Source organism: Rhodobacteraceae bacterium Araon29, assembly GCA_039640505.1.
GTDB lineage: Bacteria > Pseudomonadota > Alphaproteobacteria > Rhodobacterales > Rhodobacteraceae > CABZJG01.
On record CP046865.1, the window covers coordinates 3,559,060 to 3,575,526 of the forward strand.

The 16,467-nt window shown below is 49.4% G+C and carries 13 protein-coding genes; 12 read left to right on the forward strand and 1 reads right to left on the reverse strand.

Annotated elements, in window-relative coordinates:
* The first annotated feature begins 102 nt into the window (after nucleotides 1-102).
* From GN278_17335 to GN278_17390, 12 genes are all read left to right on the forward strand, one after another.
* Nucleotides 103-1,932 (forward strand): ATP-binding cassette domain-containing protein, encoded by a 1,830-nt coding sequence (locus tag GN278_17335; protein ID XAT62379.1) that lies wholly within the window; start codon nucleotides 103-105, stop codon nucleotides 1,930-1,932.
* Nucleotides 1,922-3,769 (forward strand): ATP-binding cassette domain-containing protein, encoded by a 1,848-nt coding sequence (locus GN278_17340; protein ID XAT62729.1) that lies wholly within the window; start codon nucleotides 1,922-1,924, stop codon nucleotides 3,767-3,769. The genes GN278_17335 and GN278_17340 overlap by 11 nt, the downstream gene beginning before the upstream one ends.
* A 117-nt stretch (nucleotides 3,770-3,886) precedes the next feature.
* On the forward strand, nucleotides 3,887-5,725 hold the full coding sequence (locus GN278_17345) for an ATP-binding cassette domain-containing protein (protein ID XAT62380.1): 1,839 nt from the start codon (nucleotides 3,887-3,889) through the stop codon (nucleotides 5,723-5,725).
* On the forward strand, nucleotides 5,722-6,255 hold the full coding sequence (locus tag GN278_17350; protein ID XAT62381.1) for an AAA family ATPase: 534 nt from the start codon (nucleotides 5,722-5,724) through the stop codon (nucleotides 6,253-6,255). Before GN278_17345 ends, GN278_17350 begins: the two co-directional genes overlap by 4 nt.
* Nucleotides 6,256-6,390: 135 nt before the next feature.
* A complete protein-coding gene (locus tag GN278_17355; GenBank protein ID XAT62382.1) occupies nucleotides 6,391-7,068 on the forward strand; it encodes a hypothetical protein in 678 nt (225 codons plus the stop codon).
* A 593-nt stretch (nucleotides 7,069-7,661) separates the two neighbouring features.
* Nucleotides 7,662-8,330, forward strand: coding sequence for a hypothetical protein (locus tag GN278_17360; GenBank protein ID XAT62383.1), 669 nt, complete (start codon nucleotides 7,662-7,664; stop codon nucleotides 8,328-8,330).
* Nucleotides 8,331-8,918: 588 nt separating this feature from the next.
* Nucleotides 8,919-9,461 (forward strand): hypothetical protein, encoded by a 543-nt coding sequence (locus GN278_17365; GenBank protein ID XAT62384.1) that lies wholly within the window; start codon nucleotides 8,919-8,921, stop codon nucleotides 9,459-9,461.
* Nucleotides 9,462-9,577: 116 nt separating this feature from the next.
* Nucleotides 9,578-10,339 carry a hypothetical protein gene (locus tag GN278_17370; protein ID XAT62385.1) on the forward strand — a complete coding sequence of 254 codons (762 nt, stop codon included), beginning with the start codon at nucleotides 9,578-9,580 and terminating at the stop codon, nucleotides 10,337-10,339.
* A 274-nt stretch (nucleotides 10,340-10,613) separates the two neighbouring features.
* A complete protein-coding gene (locus GN278_17375) occupies nucleotides 10,614-11,246 on the forward strand; it encodes a hypothetical protein (protein XAT62386.1) in 633 nt (210 codons plus the stop codon).
* Between the two features lie 272 nt (nucleotides 11,247-11,518).
* Nucleotides 11,519-12,124: a hypothetical protein gene (locus GN278_17380; protein ID XAT62387.1), complete on the forward strand. Its 606-nt coding sequence runs from the start codon at nucleotides 11,519-11,521 to the stop codon at nucleotides 12,122-12,124.
* Nucleotides 12,125-12,396: 272 nt separating this feature from the next.
* Complete coding sequence (locus GN278_17385; protein XAT62388.1) at nucleotides 12,397-13,002, forward strand: hypothetical protein; 606 nt, start codon at nucleotides 12,397-12,399, stop codon at nucleotides 13,000-13,002.
* Between the two features lie 961 nt (nucleotides 13,003-13,963).
* Nucleotides 13,964-15,184, forward strand: coding sequence for a class I SAM-dependent RNA methyltransferase (locus GN278_17390; GenBank protein ID XAT62389.1), 1,221 nt, complete (start codon nucleotides 13,964-13,966; stop codon nucleotides 15,182-15,184).
* A 6-nt stretch (nucleotides 15,185-15,190) separates the two neighbouring features.
* Here the strand turns inward: GN278_17390 and GN278_17395 are convergent, their stop codons facing one another.
* Nucleotides 15,191-16,405, reverse strand: a complete 1,215-nt coding sequence (locus GN278_17395; protein ID XAT62390.1) for a cytochrome P450 — start codon at nucleotides 16,403-16,405, stop codon at nucleotides 15,191-15,193.
* Nucleotides 16,406-16,467 lie beyond the last annotated feature (62 nt).

The window sequence follows — 16,467 nt, forward strand, 5'->3', positions numbered from 1 at the left end:
CTTGGAAAACGCGTTTAAGTAGAGCCGCGTTAGATTGCCTCTTTACAAAATTTACGAAGGGCGTATTCTGAGCGGCTTTTTATGACCCGCTGAGGCGCTTTTATGTTCCGCTTTTTTGAAAACCTTGTAGATCCCTATTGCGACTACGCGCAAACCGATCAGCCACCCACCGGTATGTGGCCCTTTATGCTTGAATATTGCCGGCCGTTCTACCGTATTTTTTGGCTGGCCGCATTCATGTCTTTTGTTGTCGCAGCCAGCGAGCTGGGGCTTATATACTATCTTGGGTGGATCGTGGATGCGATGCAGGGTGATCCGCAAACGGCGCTTACAAAGCTTGCACCAACCCTGATTGGCCTGACAATTTTCATTTTGCTTTTGCGGCCGCTGATGTACGGCCTGCATGTTTTGCTTTTGAACCAGACAATATTGCCCAATCTGACCACCGTGGTGCGGTGGCGGTCGCACCGCCATGTGATGCGGCAATCGGTGGGCTGGTTTGAAAATGATTTTGCTGGCCGTATTGCCAACCGTGTGATGCAAACCCCGCGCTCGGCCGGCGAAGCGGTGTTTCAGGTGTTTGATGCTCTTAGCTATTCTATTGCCTATGTCATCGGTGCCTTTTTCCTGCTGTTTCAGGCTGATGTACGGCTAACTATTCCGCTCGTGATTTGGTTTGGCCTTTATCTGGTCTTGCTCAAATGGACAGTGAAAAATGTCGAGCCGGCCTCGAAAGCTTCGTCAGATGCGCGCTCTGAGCTCAACGGCCGCGTGGTCGACAGCTATACCAACATTCATTCCGTCAAAATGTTTGCGCATGAGGATTATGAAATCACCTATGCCAAGGAAGCGATTGAAAACAACCGTCGCAAATTTATCCGTGAGATGCGCATTTACAGCGTCATGGATTTAAATCTTATGGTGCTGAATGGACTGCTGATCATAGGCGTTGTGGGCTGGGCTGTTTTGCTATGGGTCCAAGGCAGTGCAAGTGCTGGCATTGTGGCCGCAGCAGCCGCATTGGTGCTGCGTTTGAATGCAATGACGGGATGGATCATGTGGGCCATAACCTCGTTTTTCCGAGAATTGGGTGTGGTCGCCGAAGGGATGGAAACCATCGCCCAACCCGTGACCTTGGTGGATGCAGCGCAGGCCAAAGACCTAAAGGTGCCAGAGGCCAAAATCGAAATTCTTGATGTAACCCACCATTATGGCCGCGACAGCGGCGGGCTTGACCAGCTTTCGCTGACCATCCAGCCGGGGGAAAAAATCGGTCTGGTGGGCCGCTCAGGCGCGGGGAAATCCACGCTCTTTAAACTGCTGCTGCGGTTTTACGATAGCGAGTCCGGTCAGATTTTGATCGACGGTCAGGACATTGCAGCGGTCACCCAAGACAGCCTGCGCGCCCAGATCGGCATGGTGCAACAGGACAGCAGCCTGTTGCACCGATCCTTGCGTGACAATATCCGTTACGGGCGCAATTCGGCAAGCGAGGCCGAGATTAGCGCCGCCGCCGCACAGGCCCAAGCGGATGAGTTTATCGCCGATCTGCAAGACCTTGAAGGGCGCAGCGGCTATGATGCCCGCGTCGGCGAGCGCGGGGTGAAACTGTCCGGCGGGCAGCGCCAGCGGATTGCACTGGCGCGGGTGATTTTAAAAGACGCGCCGATCTTGTTGCTGGATGAAGCCACCAGCGCGCTCGACAGCGAGGTTGAAGCGGCGATCCAAGACACGCTTTACGGCATGATGGAAGGCAAAACCGTGATCGCCATTGCCCACCGGCTGTCCACGATTGCGCATATGGACCGCATTTTGGTGATGGATGAGGGCCGCATTGTCGAAGATGGCAGCCATAGCGATCTGCTCGCCCAAGGCGGGCTTTACGCCGGTTTCTGGGCGCGCCAGTCGGGGGGCTTTATTGATGTGGCGTAAGCTCTTTGATCCTGCCAGTTGGATTGACACCCAAGCGCCAGCAGACGGCGCGCCGCCCAACCGGCTTTGGGCGTTTGTCCATTGGTGCCTCAAAGGCAGCTATGGCGTCATTGGTCTTGGCGCCGCGACCACCATCGCCGCCGGCGTGCTTGAAATGATCACTGCCGCCTTGCTGGGCTGGATTGTCGATGTGGTGTTGATTACAGGACCCGAGCGCGTCTTTACCGAGCAGCTTGGCTTTATGCTCGCCGCAGTGGTGTTTATTCTTTTGATCCGGCCCGCCATGTTCATGCTGTCGGCCTATGTGCAATCGGTGGCCATTGGCCCGGCGCTGCGCAGTATGATCCTGACCCGCCTGCACCGCTGGACATTGGGGCATTCCACCCAGTTTTTTGAAAATGACTTTGCCGGACGGATTGCACAAAAGGAAATGCAAGGCGCACGGGCGCTGACCGATGTGGTGGTGGATTTTCTGCATACTGTTTTGTTTGCCCTGTCTTCGATTGTGGCTGCGCTGGTGATTGTGGCCAGTATCGACTGGCGCGTGGGCGCGATTGTCGGGCTATGGATTGTGGGCTTTTACGCACTGCTACGCTATTTTCTGCCGCGCATCCGGCAAAGGGCGGCGCGGCGTGCTAATGCTCAGGCGGTGACCACTGGTCAGGTCGTAGATACCATTAGTAACATCAGCATTGTGAAACTTTTCGCCAATGCGTTTTACGAAGACCGCGCCGCGCTAAAAACCTTTGAAGACCTGCAAGGCACGATGACCGATTACGGCAAATTGCTGGTCTGGTTTCGCGCCTGGCTGCTGACCTATGCGGGTGTGATCTTTTTGCTGGTGGTGGGCAGTACGGTGGCGCTGTGGTCGATGGGAAGTGCCACCCCCGGCGCTGTGGTGGCCGCCGGATCGGTGGCCATGCGGCTGATGATGATGTCCGGCTGGGTCAGCTTTTCGATGATGACGCTTTATACTAACTTGGGCGAGGTCGAAGATGCCATGCGCACGCTAAGCCCGCCGCATGGGTTGGTCGATACCCCCGAGGCAGCCGACCTGCAGGTGCGCGATGCCAAGGTGCATTTCGACGCTGTTAGCTTTGCCTATGGCCGTGAAAACGGCGGGGTGCGCAATATCAATCTAACCGTGCAACCGGGCGAAAAGCTGGGCATCGTGGGCGCATCGGGCGCCGGCAAATCCACCTTGGTTGCGCTGCTGCTGCGGCTGCATGATACAGAAGCCGGCAGCGTGCAAATTGATGGCCAGAACGTCAGCGCGGTGACCCAAGACAGCCTGCGCAATGCCATCGGCATGGTCACCCAAGAAACCGCCATGTTCAACCGCTCGGCGCGCGATAACATCCTTTATGGCCGCCCAGAGGCCAGCGAAGCCGATCTAAACGCTGCCGCGCAAAAGGCCGAAGCCGACGCGTTTATCGCCGAACTTCGCGATTTTAAGGGCCGCAGCGGCTATGACGCCCATCTGGGCGAGCGCGGCGTTAAACTGTCGGGCGGGCAGCGCCAGCGCATTGCACTGGCCCGCGCCATACTGAAAGACGCGCCGATCTTGGTGCTGGATGAGGCCACAAGCGCGCTCGATAGCGAGGTTGAAGCGCTAATCCAAAACGCGCTCAATCGGGTGATGGAGGGCAAAACCGTGCTGGCCATCGCGCACCGGCTGTCGACCATCGCGCGGATGGACCGGATTATCGTCATGGATCAGGGCGAGATCGTCGAGCAGGGCACGCATCAGGCGCTGCTGGACCGAAACGGTCTTTATGCACGCTATTGGAACCGCCAGTCCGGCGGCTTTATCGGGGTTGAGCAGGCCGCCGAATAGGCACGCCTTTAACAACCTGAAATATAATATAATTGTTCTTTATCAATTTTAAGTATTTACATCTGCGCCCAACCGCGTATTCTGGGCGGCTTTTTATTATTTATATTGGACGCCCCCATGTTGCGCTTTTTTGAAAACCTTGTTGATCCTTTTTGTGATTACCCACCCGATGATAGCCCGCCACAAAAGGTCTGGCCTTATCTGCGCGATCAGTGCCGGCCGTTTTATCGAACGCTTTCGGTCTATTGCGGCATATTGATCGCAGTTGCCGGGATTGAGCTTGTAATGATCTATGGCATTGGCTGGTTTGTTGATGTAATCCAAAGTACCCCCGAAGTTATCAGTCAGAACATTCCCGCGGCACTGATTGTGCTGATCGGTTTTTTCCTGCTGATCCGGCCACTCATTTATGGGCTGGATGCTTTGCTGATCAATCAAACGCTGGATGTAAATATCGTCGCCTTGGGGCGGTGGCGGGCCTATCGTCAGGTGATCCGCCAATCGGTTGGCTGGTTTGAAAGTGATTTTGCCGGCCGGATTTCAAGCCGGGTGATGGAGGCGCCCAAAGCGGCTGCGCAGGTTGTGCAGATGGTTTTTGAAACACTGCTCTATGCTCTCGCCTATACGGTGGGGGTGTTTATCTTGTTGCTTCAAACCGACCCAAGGCTGGCCGTGCCCATGGTCATCTGGTTTGTGCTTTACGGTTTTTTGATGCGCTGGACCATTAAACGGGTCACCCCCGCGTCGAAAGCCGGATCAAATGCAAGATCGGAGTTAAACGGCCGGGTGATCGACGGGTTCACCAACATCCATGCGGTGAAAATGTTTGCCCATGATGCGGCAGAGGTGGCCTATGTCCAAGACGGCATGAATGCCACACGCAGAGCGTTTTACCGGCTCAACCGCATTGAAACCATCATGAATATCATGCTTTGGGTTTTAAACGGGATGTTGGTCGTCGGCGTGACTGGCGGCGGTATTATCCTATGGAACATGGGTCAGGCCAGCGTCGGAATGGTGGTGGCCACAACCTTTTTGGTGCTGCGGATTGACCACATGAGCAATTGGGTCATCCGCAACGTTGGCGGGCTCTTTAAGGAAATTGGGGTGGTTGCCGAAGGCCTTGAAAGCATTGCCCACCCGGTGACATTGGTGGATGCGCCGGGGGCCAAGGACCTGACCATTTCCAAGGCGGCGATCACAGTGCGCGGCCTCACCCACCATTACGGCCGCGACAGCGGCGGGCTTGACCGCCTATCGCTGACCATCCAGCCGGGGGAAAAAATCGGTCTGGTGGGCCGCTCAGGCGCGGGGAAATCCACGCTCTTTAAACTGCTGCTGCGGTTTTACGATAGCGAGTCCGGTCAGATTTTGATCGATGGTCAGGATATCACAGCAGTCACCCAAGATAGCCTGCGCGCCCAGATCGGCATGGTGCAGCAGGACAGCAGCCTGTTGCACCGATCCTTGCGCGACAACATCCGCTATGGCCGCAATGCTGCCAGTGAGGCCGAGATTAGCGCCGCCGCCGCACAGGCTCAAGCGGATGAGTTTATCGCCGATCTGCAAGACCTTGAAGGGCGCAGCGGCTATGATGCCCGCGTTGGCGAGCGCGGGGTGAAACTGTCCGGCGGGCAGCGCCAGCGGATCGCTCTGGCGCGAGTGATTTTAAAAGATGCGCCGATCCTGTTGCTGGATGAGGCCACCAGCGCGCTCGACAGCGAGGTCGAGGCGGCGATCCAAGACACGCTTTACGGCATGATGCAGGGCAAAACCGTGATCGCCATTGCCCACCGGCTGTCGACCATTGCCCATATGGACCGTATTTTAGTAATGGACGAGGGCCGCATTGTCGAAGATGGCAGCCATAGCGATCTGCTCGCCCAAGGCGGGCTTTACGCCGGTTTCTGGGCCCGCCAGTCGGGGGGCTTTATTGATGTCGAGGCCACAGAATGAAACGGATAATGGTGGTCGGCTGCCCCGGATCGGGCAAATCCACGGTGGCGATCAAGATCGCCCAAACGCTTGACCTGCCCGTGGTGCATCTGGATCAAATCCACTACGCACCGGGCTGGCAAAAGCGTACAAAAGCCGAAAAGATAAAGCTGGCAACGCGCGCGGAACAAGCTGATAGATGGGTCATCGACGGCAATCTATCGGCCACCTATCCGCATCGCCTTAGCCGCGCCGATTGCTGTGTCTGGCTTGATATCCCTTTGCACATCCGGCTCTGGCGGGTGCTAAAACGGCGGCTTTCTGGCGCGCGCAAAGGTCTGCCGCGGGGCAGCCTCGATCGGCTGACCTGGGAGTTTATAAAATATGTTTTGCGCTCTGATCGGTTGACCCGTCCAAAATACCAAAAATTACATCTTGAGGCAGGCAGCACGCCATTTCATCACCTGCACAGCACGCAAGAGATCAACAGTTTTCTCTCAACGCTTTCTGCGCCCCTGCTCAAGGCAACAGATAGAGGAGATAGAAATTGACGTTTTTCTTGGCACGCGCGTTGGTAATTCAAACAAGTTTGGCGCCTGTTATGTGGCACTGGCTTATATCAAGGCTAAACTGGAATGTTGCCGCCATAGTAATGGTATCAAGCATAGCCGCATTTACCGCCGTCGGTGCGCGGATACGGCCAAAGCACGTGCTGCGGAAAAGAAGAAAGCTTTTCACCAACAGATGTAAAGGGCGCTGTGCCCCAGCTGCAACAGGAATTGGGGCGCTGTTTTCAAAACCTTAAAAACGGGATGATTGAAATGAAGAAATTTCTAAATAAATTCATTACGCTATTTTCTTTAGGCGCAATGAGTATGTTCATGACCGCATGTGAGACGGCTGAATCGCATACAATATTTCATAAACCATCAGAAGATTTTCGTTCTGAGGAAATAAAATCAATACCAAAAGATTCACCTTTTACTGTAGAGGATATATATTTTGCCATCGAAGGTAAGGAGGCTGAACACGATAAGCACTATATTTGGTTAGGCGCTTATACCTCCTCTAAAAATAGGGAAATTGATATCTTAAAATCTTCATTGATTTTTGGAGAAACAAATATTGAGAATAAATTCAATGAAAAAATATCATTGAGTACAAAAACCGACACAGAAAATATATACCAAAATTCTTTGGATAGCTTTAAATTATTTACGATAGATCCGGCAACAACCAAGCAATTTTTGAACGAGACGGGTGAAAGAAAACTAATTCTGTCCGTTCTCGTAGATGGGAAGGAATTTAGTATTACTTTTGAATTAGATGTCAGAACCGACACATATACGGTGTTCCCAACTTAAGGAAAGTTTTTGTCATATCGTCACCTGCGGTCATTACCGGCGCGGCCGGTGTTAGTTTAGGTGCTACAGGGGTCGGATACGTCACAGGTAATTCATAATAACCCTTTCTGGCAAGGATAGCATCCTTGCCAGTCGCTCAATGGAGAAAATCATGACAAATATGTGCAAGGACTTTCCGATAGGTTTCAAAAAGAAATTTCTTGTTGCAGCACTGATTGCCACAGTTAGTTTTTGTATGTTTATCTTTGCGACTCTTTATTCAGGCATAAATACGTTACAAAAAGTTTTCACAACACTCTTTTTCCTAAATATATCCATTCCTATCTGGAAATGGTTTCAAAGAAAACGAGATGAATTTGTCAACGAAAATGATTATTCCAAAAATGTCATGGATATTTCTATTAAATTGATACGCGCGTCAATTGTTATGATGGCCGTTACCTTAACGATCTTAATTTATCTTGAGTACTTTGCCTAAGGTTTTTGACTGATATTTTTATTACTCTTGGCCCTGGGCCAACAAAGCCACAAAATGGTAAACGCACCGCACCTACAAATCCTAATTTTGTAGCTGCACATTTTAGGAAAGTCACATGATCATTCGTCAAACATTGTTCCAAGTAAACAGCTTTTGTAAGACAAACCCTTGGACAGTCCTTTGTTTGTTTGTCAGCTATCTGGTGCTCGAAGGCGTATCTTTTATATTTGATAACCACGTTGCAACATTTTTCGATATCTTTGGGTATCTTGCAATATTTTCAGTGACCGTGACACTGTTTGCCGCAGATATGAAATTATTCGAACCGTCCATCAAGTTTACCGCTGCAAAAAAACATTTTTGGGCAACCGTAATCGTATTTTTTATAGTTGTGTTAGTGGTGGTTTTTTTCTTTTTCATTTTTGTGGGGGCGCTCATTTTTTTAAATATTGACGTCGAAAATCTGGTTATAAGCCCATGGTTTTTTGCCTGTTTGTCATTTTTTATGACTTGGTTACTGCTAAGGTTAAGCATATACGTTCCACTGAGCCATTTGCCCGCGGAAACCCGGCCTACTCTTGTGAAATCCTATATTTCCTCGCGCCGTATAAACCGTGACATTTTTCTGGTGGCTTTTATTGAAGCTCTTGTTTGTTTGCAGATGATTTTTGATAGCCCAAGCCTGTTCTTTGAAGCCATGGTAACCGCGCTCTATTCTGTGATTTCCATTTTCAGCGCAGGGTTCATAGTTACAGCAGGAAAGAAACTCTATACCGAGGTTTGAGTTTTTTGCATTTTTATATCAACGCATGCCAGAGAGCCGTGGTGGGTATTTGTGCGTAGGGGTTTTGATCGAAAGGAAAAGTTGCAATGGGTTTAACGTCACGCATCATCATCGCAGTGGTTATTTTTGCTACCATGTTTGGATTTCTTATTTTGTTTGGTCCTCTGCCTCTTTGGCAAATGGGCGTTCTTGGCGGGGTATCTGCTTGCTTAGGCTTGATCGTTGAGAAATTCATACGGAAAATGTTATGAGCCACTTTTCCCCAACTGCCGGTTGGACTGTGTCTATAATTTGTACTACAAAATAGCGGATGCGCCGCCGTTTGCCTGTTGCAACTTTAACGGTGTCGTTTTCTTTAGATGATAGAAAACTGCCAATATTAAGAATGTCACACGTATTTAAAAATCTGCCTTCCGATGATCTTTTGGTTGTGGTGGCGATGCTGTCGTCCGCCCTCAGTGCGTGGATACGGCCTGCACGTGCTGCGGAAAAGAAAGCTTTTCGCCAACAGATGTAAAGGGCGCTGTGCCCCGGCTGCAACAGGAATTGGGGCGCCCTTTTCAAAACCTTAAAAACGGGACGACTGAAATGAAGAAATTTCTAAATAAATTCATTACGCTATTTTCTTTAGGCGCAATGAGTATGTTCATGACCGCATGTGAAACGATGGAAAAACATACAATATTTCATAAACCATCAGAAGATTTTCGTTCTGAGGAAATAAAATCAATACCAAAAGATTCACCTTTTACGATAGAGGATATATATTTTGCCATTGAAGGTAAGCGGATCAGCCCCGATGAGCACTATATTTGGTTAGGCGCTTATACCTCCTCTAAAAATAGGGAAATTGATATCTTAAAATCTTCATTGATTTTTGGAGAAACAAATATTGAGAATAAATTCAATGAAAAAATATCATTGAGTACAAAAACCGACACAGAAAATATATACCAAAATTCTTTGGATAGCTTTAAATTATTTACGATAGATCCGGCAACAACCAAGCAATTTTTGAACGAGACGGGTGAAAGAAAACTAATTCTGTCCGTTCTCGTAGATGGGAAGGAATTTAGTATTACTTTTGAATTAGATGTCAGAACCAAAACATATACGGTGTTCCCAACTTAAGGAAAGTTTTTGTCACATCTGGTGAAGAGAGCGGGCTCACTTTCGCAGCACGCGCCTGAGCCGCCGTTTGCCTGTTGCAACTTTAACGGTTGTTGTTATCGTTAGAAAATAGAAAAATGCCAATATTAAGAATGTCACACGTATTTAAAAATCCGTCTTCCGATGATCTTTTCGGTTGTGGTGGCGATGCTGTCGTCCGCCCTCAACGCGTGGATACGGCCTGCACGTGCTGCGGAAAAGAAAGCTTTTCGCCAACAGATGTAAAGGGCGCTGTGCCCCGGCTGCAACAGGAATTGGGGCGCCCTTTTCAAAACCTTAAAAACGGGACGACTGAAATGAAGAAATTTCTAAATAAATTCATTACGCTATTTTCTTTAGGCGCAATGAGTATGTTCATGACCGCATGTGAAACGATGGAAAAACATACAATATTTCATAAACCATCAGAAGATTTTCGTTCTGAGGAAATAAAATCAATACCAAAAGATTCACCTTTTACGATAGAGGATATATATTTTGCCATTGAAGGTAAGCGGATCAGCCCCGATGAGCACTATATTTGGTTAGGCGCTTATACCTCCTCTAAAAATAGGGAAATTGATATCTTAAAATCTTCATTGAGTGTTGGAGAAACAAACATAGAAAATAGGATAAATGAAAAAATAACTTTGGATACAAAAACCGACACAGAAAATATAACCCGAAACCCTTTGGGTAGCATGAACATATTTACGATAGATCCGGCAACAACCAAGCAATTTTTGAACGAGACGGGCGAACGAAAACTAATTCTGTCCGTTCTCGTAGATGGGAAGGAATTTAGTATTACTTTTGAATTAGATGTCAGAACCAAAACATATACGGTGTTCCCAACTTAAGGAAAGTTTTTGTCACATCTGGTGAAGAGAGCGGGCTCACTTTCGCAGCACGCGGCTCAGCCGCCGTTTGCCTGTTGCAACTTTAACGGTTGTTGTTATCGTTAGAAAATAGAAAAATGCCAATATTAAGAATGTCACACGTATTTAAAAATCCGCCTTACGATGATCTTTTCGGTTGTGGTGGCGATGCTGTCGTCCGCCCTCAACGCGTGGATGCGGCCAAAGCACGTGCTGCGGAAAAGAAAGCTTTTCGCCAACAGATGTAAAGGGCGCTGTGCCCCAGCTGCAACAGGAATTGGGGCGCTCTTTTCAAAACCTTAAAAACGGGACGACTGAAATGAAGAAATTTCTGAGTAAACTCATTAGGCTATTATCTTTAGGCGCAATTATTATATTTATTTTTTTAGGCGCAATTATTCTGATGATGGCTGCATGGGGGACGGCTGAATCGCATACAATATTTCATAAACCATCAGAAGATTTTCTCTCTGAAGAAATAAAATCAATACCAAAAGATTCACCTTTTACTGTAGAGGATATATATTTTGCCATTGTAGGTAAGGAGGCTGACCACGATGAGCACTATATTTGGTTAGACGCTTATACCTCCTCTAAAAATAGGGAAATTGATATCTTAAAATCTTCATTGATTGTTGGAGAAACAAATATTGAGAATAAATTCAATGAAAAAATATCACTGAGTACAAAAACCGACACAGAAAATATATACCAAAATTCGTGGGATAGCTTTAAATTATTTACGATAGATCCGGCAACAACCAAGCAATTTTTGAACGAGACGGGTGAACGAAAACTAATTCTGTCCGTTCTCGTAGATGGGAAGGAATTTAGTATTACTTTTGAATTAGATGTCAGAACCAAAACATACACGGTGTTCCCAACTTAAGGAAAGTTTTTGTCACATCTGGTGAAGAGAGCGGGCTCACTTTCGCCGCGCGCGCCTAAGTCGCCGTTTGTCTGTTGCAACTTTAACGGTTGTTGTTCTCGTTAGAGGATGGCAAACTGCTAATATTAAGAATGTCGCGTATTAAAAAAAACATCTTCCGATGATCTCTTTGGTTGTGGTGGCGATGCTGTCGTCCGCCATCGGTGCGTGGATACGCCCAAAGCACGTGCTGCGGAAAAGAAAGCTTTTCGCCAACAGATGTAAAGGGCGCTGTGCCCCAGCTGCAACAGGAATTGGGGCGCTGTTTTCAAAACCTTAAAAACGGGATGACTGAAATGAAGAAATTTCTAAATAAATTCATTACGCTATTTTCTTTAGGCGCAATGAGTATGTTCATGACCGCATGTGAGACGGCCGAAGTGCATACAATAATTCATAAACCATCAGAAGATTTTCGTTCTGAAAAAATAAAATCAATACCAAAAGATTCACCTTTTACCATAGAGGATATATATTTTGCCATCGAAGGTAAGGAGGCTGACCACGATGAGCACTATATTTGGTTAGGCGCTTATACCTCCTCTAAAAATAGGGAAATTGATATCTTAAAATCTTCATTGAGTGTTGGAGAAACAAACATAGAAAATAGGATAAATGAAAAAATAACTTTGGATACAAAAACCGACACAGAAAATATAACCCGAAACCCTTTGGGTAGCATGAACATATTTACGATAGATCCGGCAACAACCAAGCAATTTTTGAACGAGACGGGCGAACGAAAACTAATTCTGTCCGTTCTCGTAGATGGGAAGGAATTTAGTATTACTTTTGAATTAGATGTCAGAACCAAAACATACACGGTGTTCCCAACTTAAGGAAAGTTTTTGTCACATCTGGTGAAGAGAGCGGGCTCACTTTCGCCGCGCGCGCCTAAGTCGCCGTTTGTCTGTTGCAACTTTAACGGTTGTTGTTCTCGTTAGAGGATGGCAAACTGCTAATATTAAGAATGTCGCGTATTAAAAAAAACATCTTCCGATGATCTCTTTGGTTGTGGTGGCGATGCTGTCGTCCGCCATCGGTGCGTGGATACGCCCAAAGCACGTGCTGCGGAAAAGAAAGCTTTTCGCCAACAGATGTAAAGGGCGCTGTGCCCCAGCTGCAACAGGAATTGGGGCGCTGTTTTCAAAACCTTAAAAACGGGATGACTGAAATGAAGAAATTTCTAAATAAATTCATTACGCTATTTTCTTTAGGCGCAATGAGTATGTTCATGACCGCATGTGAGACGGCCGAAGTGCATACAATAATTCATAAACCATCAGAAGATTTTCGTTCTGAAAAAATAAAATCAATACCAAAAGATTCACCTTTTACCATAGAGGATATATATTTTGCCATCGAAGGTAAGGAGGCTGACCACGATGAGCACTATATTTGGTTAGGCGCTTATACCTCCTCTAAAAATAGGGAAATTGATATCTTAAAATCTTCATTGAGTGTTGGAGAAACAAACATAGAAAATAGGATAAATGAAAAAATAACTTTGGATACAAAAACCGACACAGAAAATATAACCCGAAACCCTTTGGGTAGCATGAACATATTTACGATAGATCCGGCAACAACCAAGCAATTTTTGAACGAGACGGGCGAACGAAAACTAATTCTGTCCGTTCTCGTAGATGGGAAGGAATTTAGTATTACTTTTGAATTAGATGTCAGAACCAAAACATATACGGTGTTCCCAACTTAAGGAAAGTTTTTGTCACATCTGGTGAAGAGAGCGGGCTCACTTTCGCCGCGCGCGGCTCAGCCGCCGTTTGCCTGTTGCAACTTTAACGGTTGTTGTTATCGTTAGATGACAGCAAACTGCTAATATTAAGAATGTCACAGGTATTTAAAAATCCGCCTTACGATGATCTCTTCGGCACCGCATCCTTCGGCGGGGGCAGTGTTGGCTGCAAAAAGATTAGCTGAGCAAACGCGGCAAGGAGAAATCATGAAACACAAGCTAATTTTTCTATTCATAAGTGCAACCGCAGCATTTTTTTCTGCCGTGTTACTAAGCTTTGTCCAAGAAATAAACTATCTCGAATTTATCGGTATTTCAAGTAACGTCAGAACACCTTCGTGGATATTTGGTATCATAATGTGGCCATCATTTTATCTGTACTTAACAAAGATATGGCGGCACGAACTTCGAGAGAAAAAACGATGATCAAAAACATTCAAATTCTCGGCCTGGTGGGCCTAGCAACAGTGAATCCTATCTGGATCATGCTAAACCAATCATCAATGTCTCTAATCATAGTTTCATTACTTTTAATTCTTAACTGGGTTGGGATTTCATATTTGATAAAACAAGCGATCAAATAAATACGACAAATACTTCTTAAATAATGACTAAGTGGATATCGTCTTTCGCTCAATGCGCTAAAAACATTATCCACAATGGGCTCGAAGAATTAGCTGATAAGCCGCCTTGCTCTCTTTAGGCTTAAACGATTGTCGACGAGGTTTGAGAGTTATCAAAATACAAACAAGAATGATAATCATGTGGTGATATATTCGCCGCCGCGCCTTCTAATCTTCCGCTGTGATTGATTGATGCGCCCTAACGATCACAAACAGCAGATCGGGCAGGCAGCACGCAAGAGATCAACGGTTTTCTCTCAGCACTTCCTGCGCGGCAAAAAACCCGTTAAACGCGGCGCATGAATGAATTTACCATCACACGGCTTGGCCATCAGGGCGACGGCATTGCCGAGGGCCCGCTTTATGCGCCGCTCACCCTACCCGGTGAAGTGATTACCGCTGTGCAAGATGGCCAAAAGCTGGGCGATATCCGGATCGTTAAACCTTCGCCCGACCGCGTTGCCCCGCCCTGCCGCCATTTCAAATCCTGCGGCGGATGCCAGCTACAACATGCCTCGGACAGTTTTGTGGCGGGTTGGAAAGTCGATATGGTGCGCACAGCGCTTGCGGCGCAGGGGCTGCAGACCGATCTGCCGTCCGTGCTTACATCGCCAGCCGCCAGCCGCCGCCGCGCCGTATTTTCCGCCCGCCGCACCAAAAAATCCGCGCTGGTCGGCTTTCACGCCCGCAGCTCGGATGTCATCATAGACATCCCCGATTGCCAGCTGGTGCACCCCGATCTGCGCGCCGCGCGCCCGGCGCTTGCGGCGCTGACCACGCTTGGCGCCAGCCGCAAGGCCGAGCTAAACATTACGCTGACACGCTTTGATCAGGGCCTTGATGTGGCGGCCCACGGCGGCAAACCCCTAGATGGCCCGCTGCGCGCAGCCTTGGCGCAGCACATGGCCGAGCACCGCTATACCCGCCTAAGCTGGAACGGCGAGGTGGTGGCCATGCAAACCCCGCCGCTGCAACGCTTTGGTAATGCCGCCGTCACCCCGCCGCCGGGCAGTTTTTTGCAGGCCACCGACGCAGGCGAAGCCGCGCTGGTCCGCAGCGTGCAAAATGTGATCGGCAGCGCGCGCAAAGTGGTTGACCTTTTCAGCGGCTGCGGCACATTTTCATTGCCGCTTGCCCAAACGGCCGAAGTGCACGCGGTCGAGGGCGAAGCCGAAATGACCGCCGCCCTTGATGCCGGTTGGCGCCGGGCCGAGGGATTGAAAAAACTCACCCATGAGGCGCGCGATCTCTTTCGCCGCCCGCTGCTGGTGGATGAGCTGGACAGGTTTGACGCTGCCGTGATCGACCCGCCCCGCGCCGGCGCCGATGCGCAGGTGGCCGAGCTGGCCAAAAGCACACTGAAAACCATCGCTTATGTATCGTGCAATCCGATAAGCTTTGCCCGCGATGCCGCGCATCTCTGCGCCAATGGCTACAGGCTCGAATTTGTGCAGACCGTGGATCAGTTTCGCTGGTCCACCCATATCGAGCTGATCGCCGGCTTTACGCGCAACACTTGACCGCGGCTACGGCGCAAGACGGTACGCAAGGGGCAAAACTTCGGGGCTGGTATTGCCGCTATCGGGAAGATAGCGCGGCGTTCCAATCACCTCAAAATCTTCAAGCGCCACCACCAAAGCACGCAAAGCCGAAGCCATATCCGTGCGCGCCACAAAATGCCCAAGACAGTGATGCGCGCCGCCGCCAAACCCGTGATGGCGCCGCTGTTTTGCTGTGATGTCAAACTCAGGCAGCGAACCAAGCGCTGGATCCTTGGCGCTGACATGCACCAAAAGATGCAGCGTTGTGCCCTTGGCAATTTCTACCCCGTCATAGACAAAGCTCTCGGTTGCCTCGCGGGTGACCCATGTGGTGGTCGGCCAAGCACGAATGGCTTCCTCGATGGCATTGGGCACCAAGGATGGATCACGTTTTAGCGCCTGCCACTGCATCGGATGACGGTCAAAAAGCGCCATCAGAAACCCCAACTGGCTGCGCGTTGTGTCCACCCCGCCGAATATCAGAATAACGATTAAATCCAACAGCTCTTGCCGCCCGATCTGCGAAAATTTCTGCGCCGCGCGCAGCAACCGGGCGGCCAGACCTTCACGGTCCTGGCCCCGCTCGGCCGAACCGATCAGCTGATCTGCCAAACGCATCAAGCGATCACAGGCGGCGTTGACCTCATCTTCATGGGTTTTGTAGTTGAGCCCCATGGCCAGCCCAAGCGTGCTGGCATCGCGCGCCACCGACTGCCATGTCCGCAGCGGCAGGTTCAAAAGAACGCAAATCGCCTGACCGGAAAAGGGCAGTGCAAAATCGCGCTGAAATTCGCATTCCCTGCGGGTTTTAAGCCCATCGCAAAGCCTTTGGGCAATGGCATCAAAAGCGGGCACAAGCGACAGGATAAAGCCCTCATCCAGCGCCGCGAGTGCCACCTGCCGCAGCTGCTTATGCCCCGCGCCCTCTTGCGAAATGACACTGCGCTGCCAGAAATTGGCAAAACTGCCCTGCGCGTTTTGACTTTGCGGCCAGGCATAGCTGCCCTGCCGCAACCGGCGATCGCGCAAAAGCCGGCCCACATGATCATAGGACAGCACCGCAAGCCCCAAGGGCGTTCGCGCGCACCAATGCTGATCGCGCGCCGCAAACACCGCCCCCGATTTTGTCGAAAACCCCGGCGCGCTTAACGCGAGAAACGGCAGGTTGGCCGTAGTCCCTTGATCGTTATCCTTTACCATACTCCTCCGCGAAGATGGGCGCCTTATGTACCCTAGTGCCGAGGCCAAAACCCTGTCTATAG

What these genes read in the sequence shown, in the direction of transcription:
- GN278_17335 (XAT62379.1), top strand. Translation starts at nt 103, where the DNA reads ATGTTCCGCTTTTTTGAAAACCTTGTAGATCCCTATTGCGACTACGCG.
- GN278_17340 (XAT62729.1), top strand. Translation starts at nt 1,922, where the DNA reads ATGTGGCGTAAGCTCTTTGATCCTGCCAGTTGGATTGACACCCAAGCG.
- GN278_17345 (XAT62380.1), top strand. Translation starts at nt 3,887, where the DNA reads ATGTTGCGCTTTTTTGAAAACCTTGTTGATCCTTTTTGTGATTACCCA.
- GN278_17350 (XAT62381.1), top strand. Translation starts at nt 5,722, where the DNA reads ATGAAACGGATAATGGTGGTCGGCTGCCCCGGATCGGGCAAATCCACG.
- GN278_17360 (XAT62383.1), top strand. Translation starts at nt 7,662, where the DNA reads ATGATCATTCGTCAAACATTGTTCCAAGTAAACAGCTTTTGTAAGACA.
- GN278_17365 (XAT62384.1), top strand. Translation starts at nt 8,919, where the DNA reads ATGAAGAAATTTCTAAATAAATTCATTACGCTATTTTCTTTAGGCGCA.
- GN278_17370 (XAT62385.1), top strand. Translation starts at nt 9,578, where the DNA reads ATGCCAATATTAAGAATGTCACACGTATTTAAAAATCCGTCTTCCGAT.
- GN278_17390 (XAT62389.1), top strand. Translation starts at nt 13,964, where the DNA reads ATGAATGAATTTACCATCACACGGCTTGGCCATCAGGGCGACGGCATT.
- GN278_17395 (XAT62390.1), bottom strand. Translation starts at nt 16,405, where the DNA reads ATGGTAAAGGATAACGATCAAGGGACTACGGCCAACCTGCCGTTTCTC.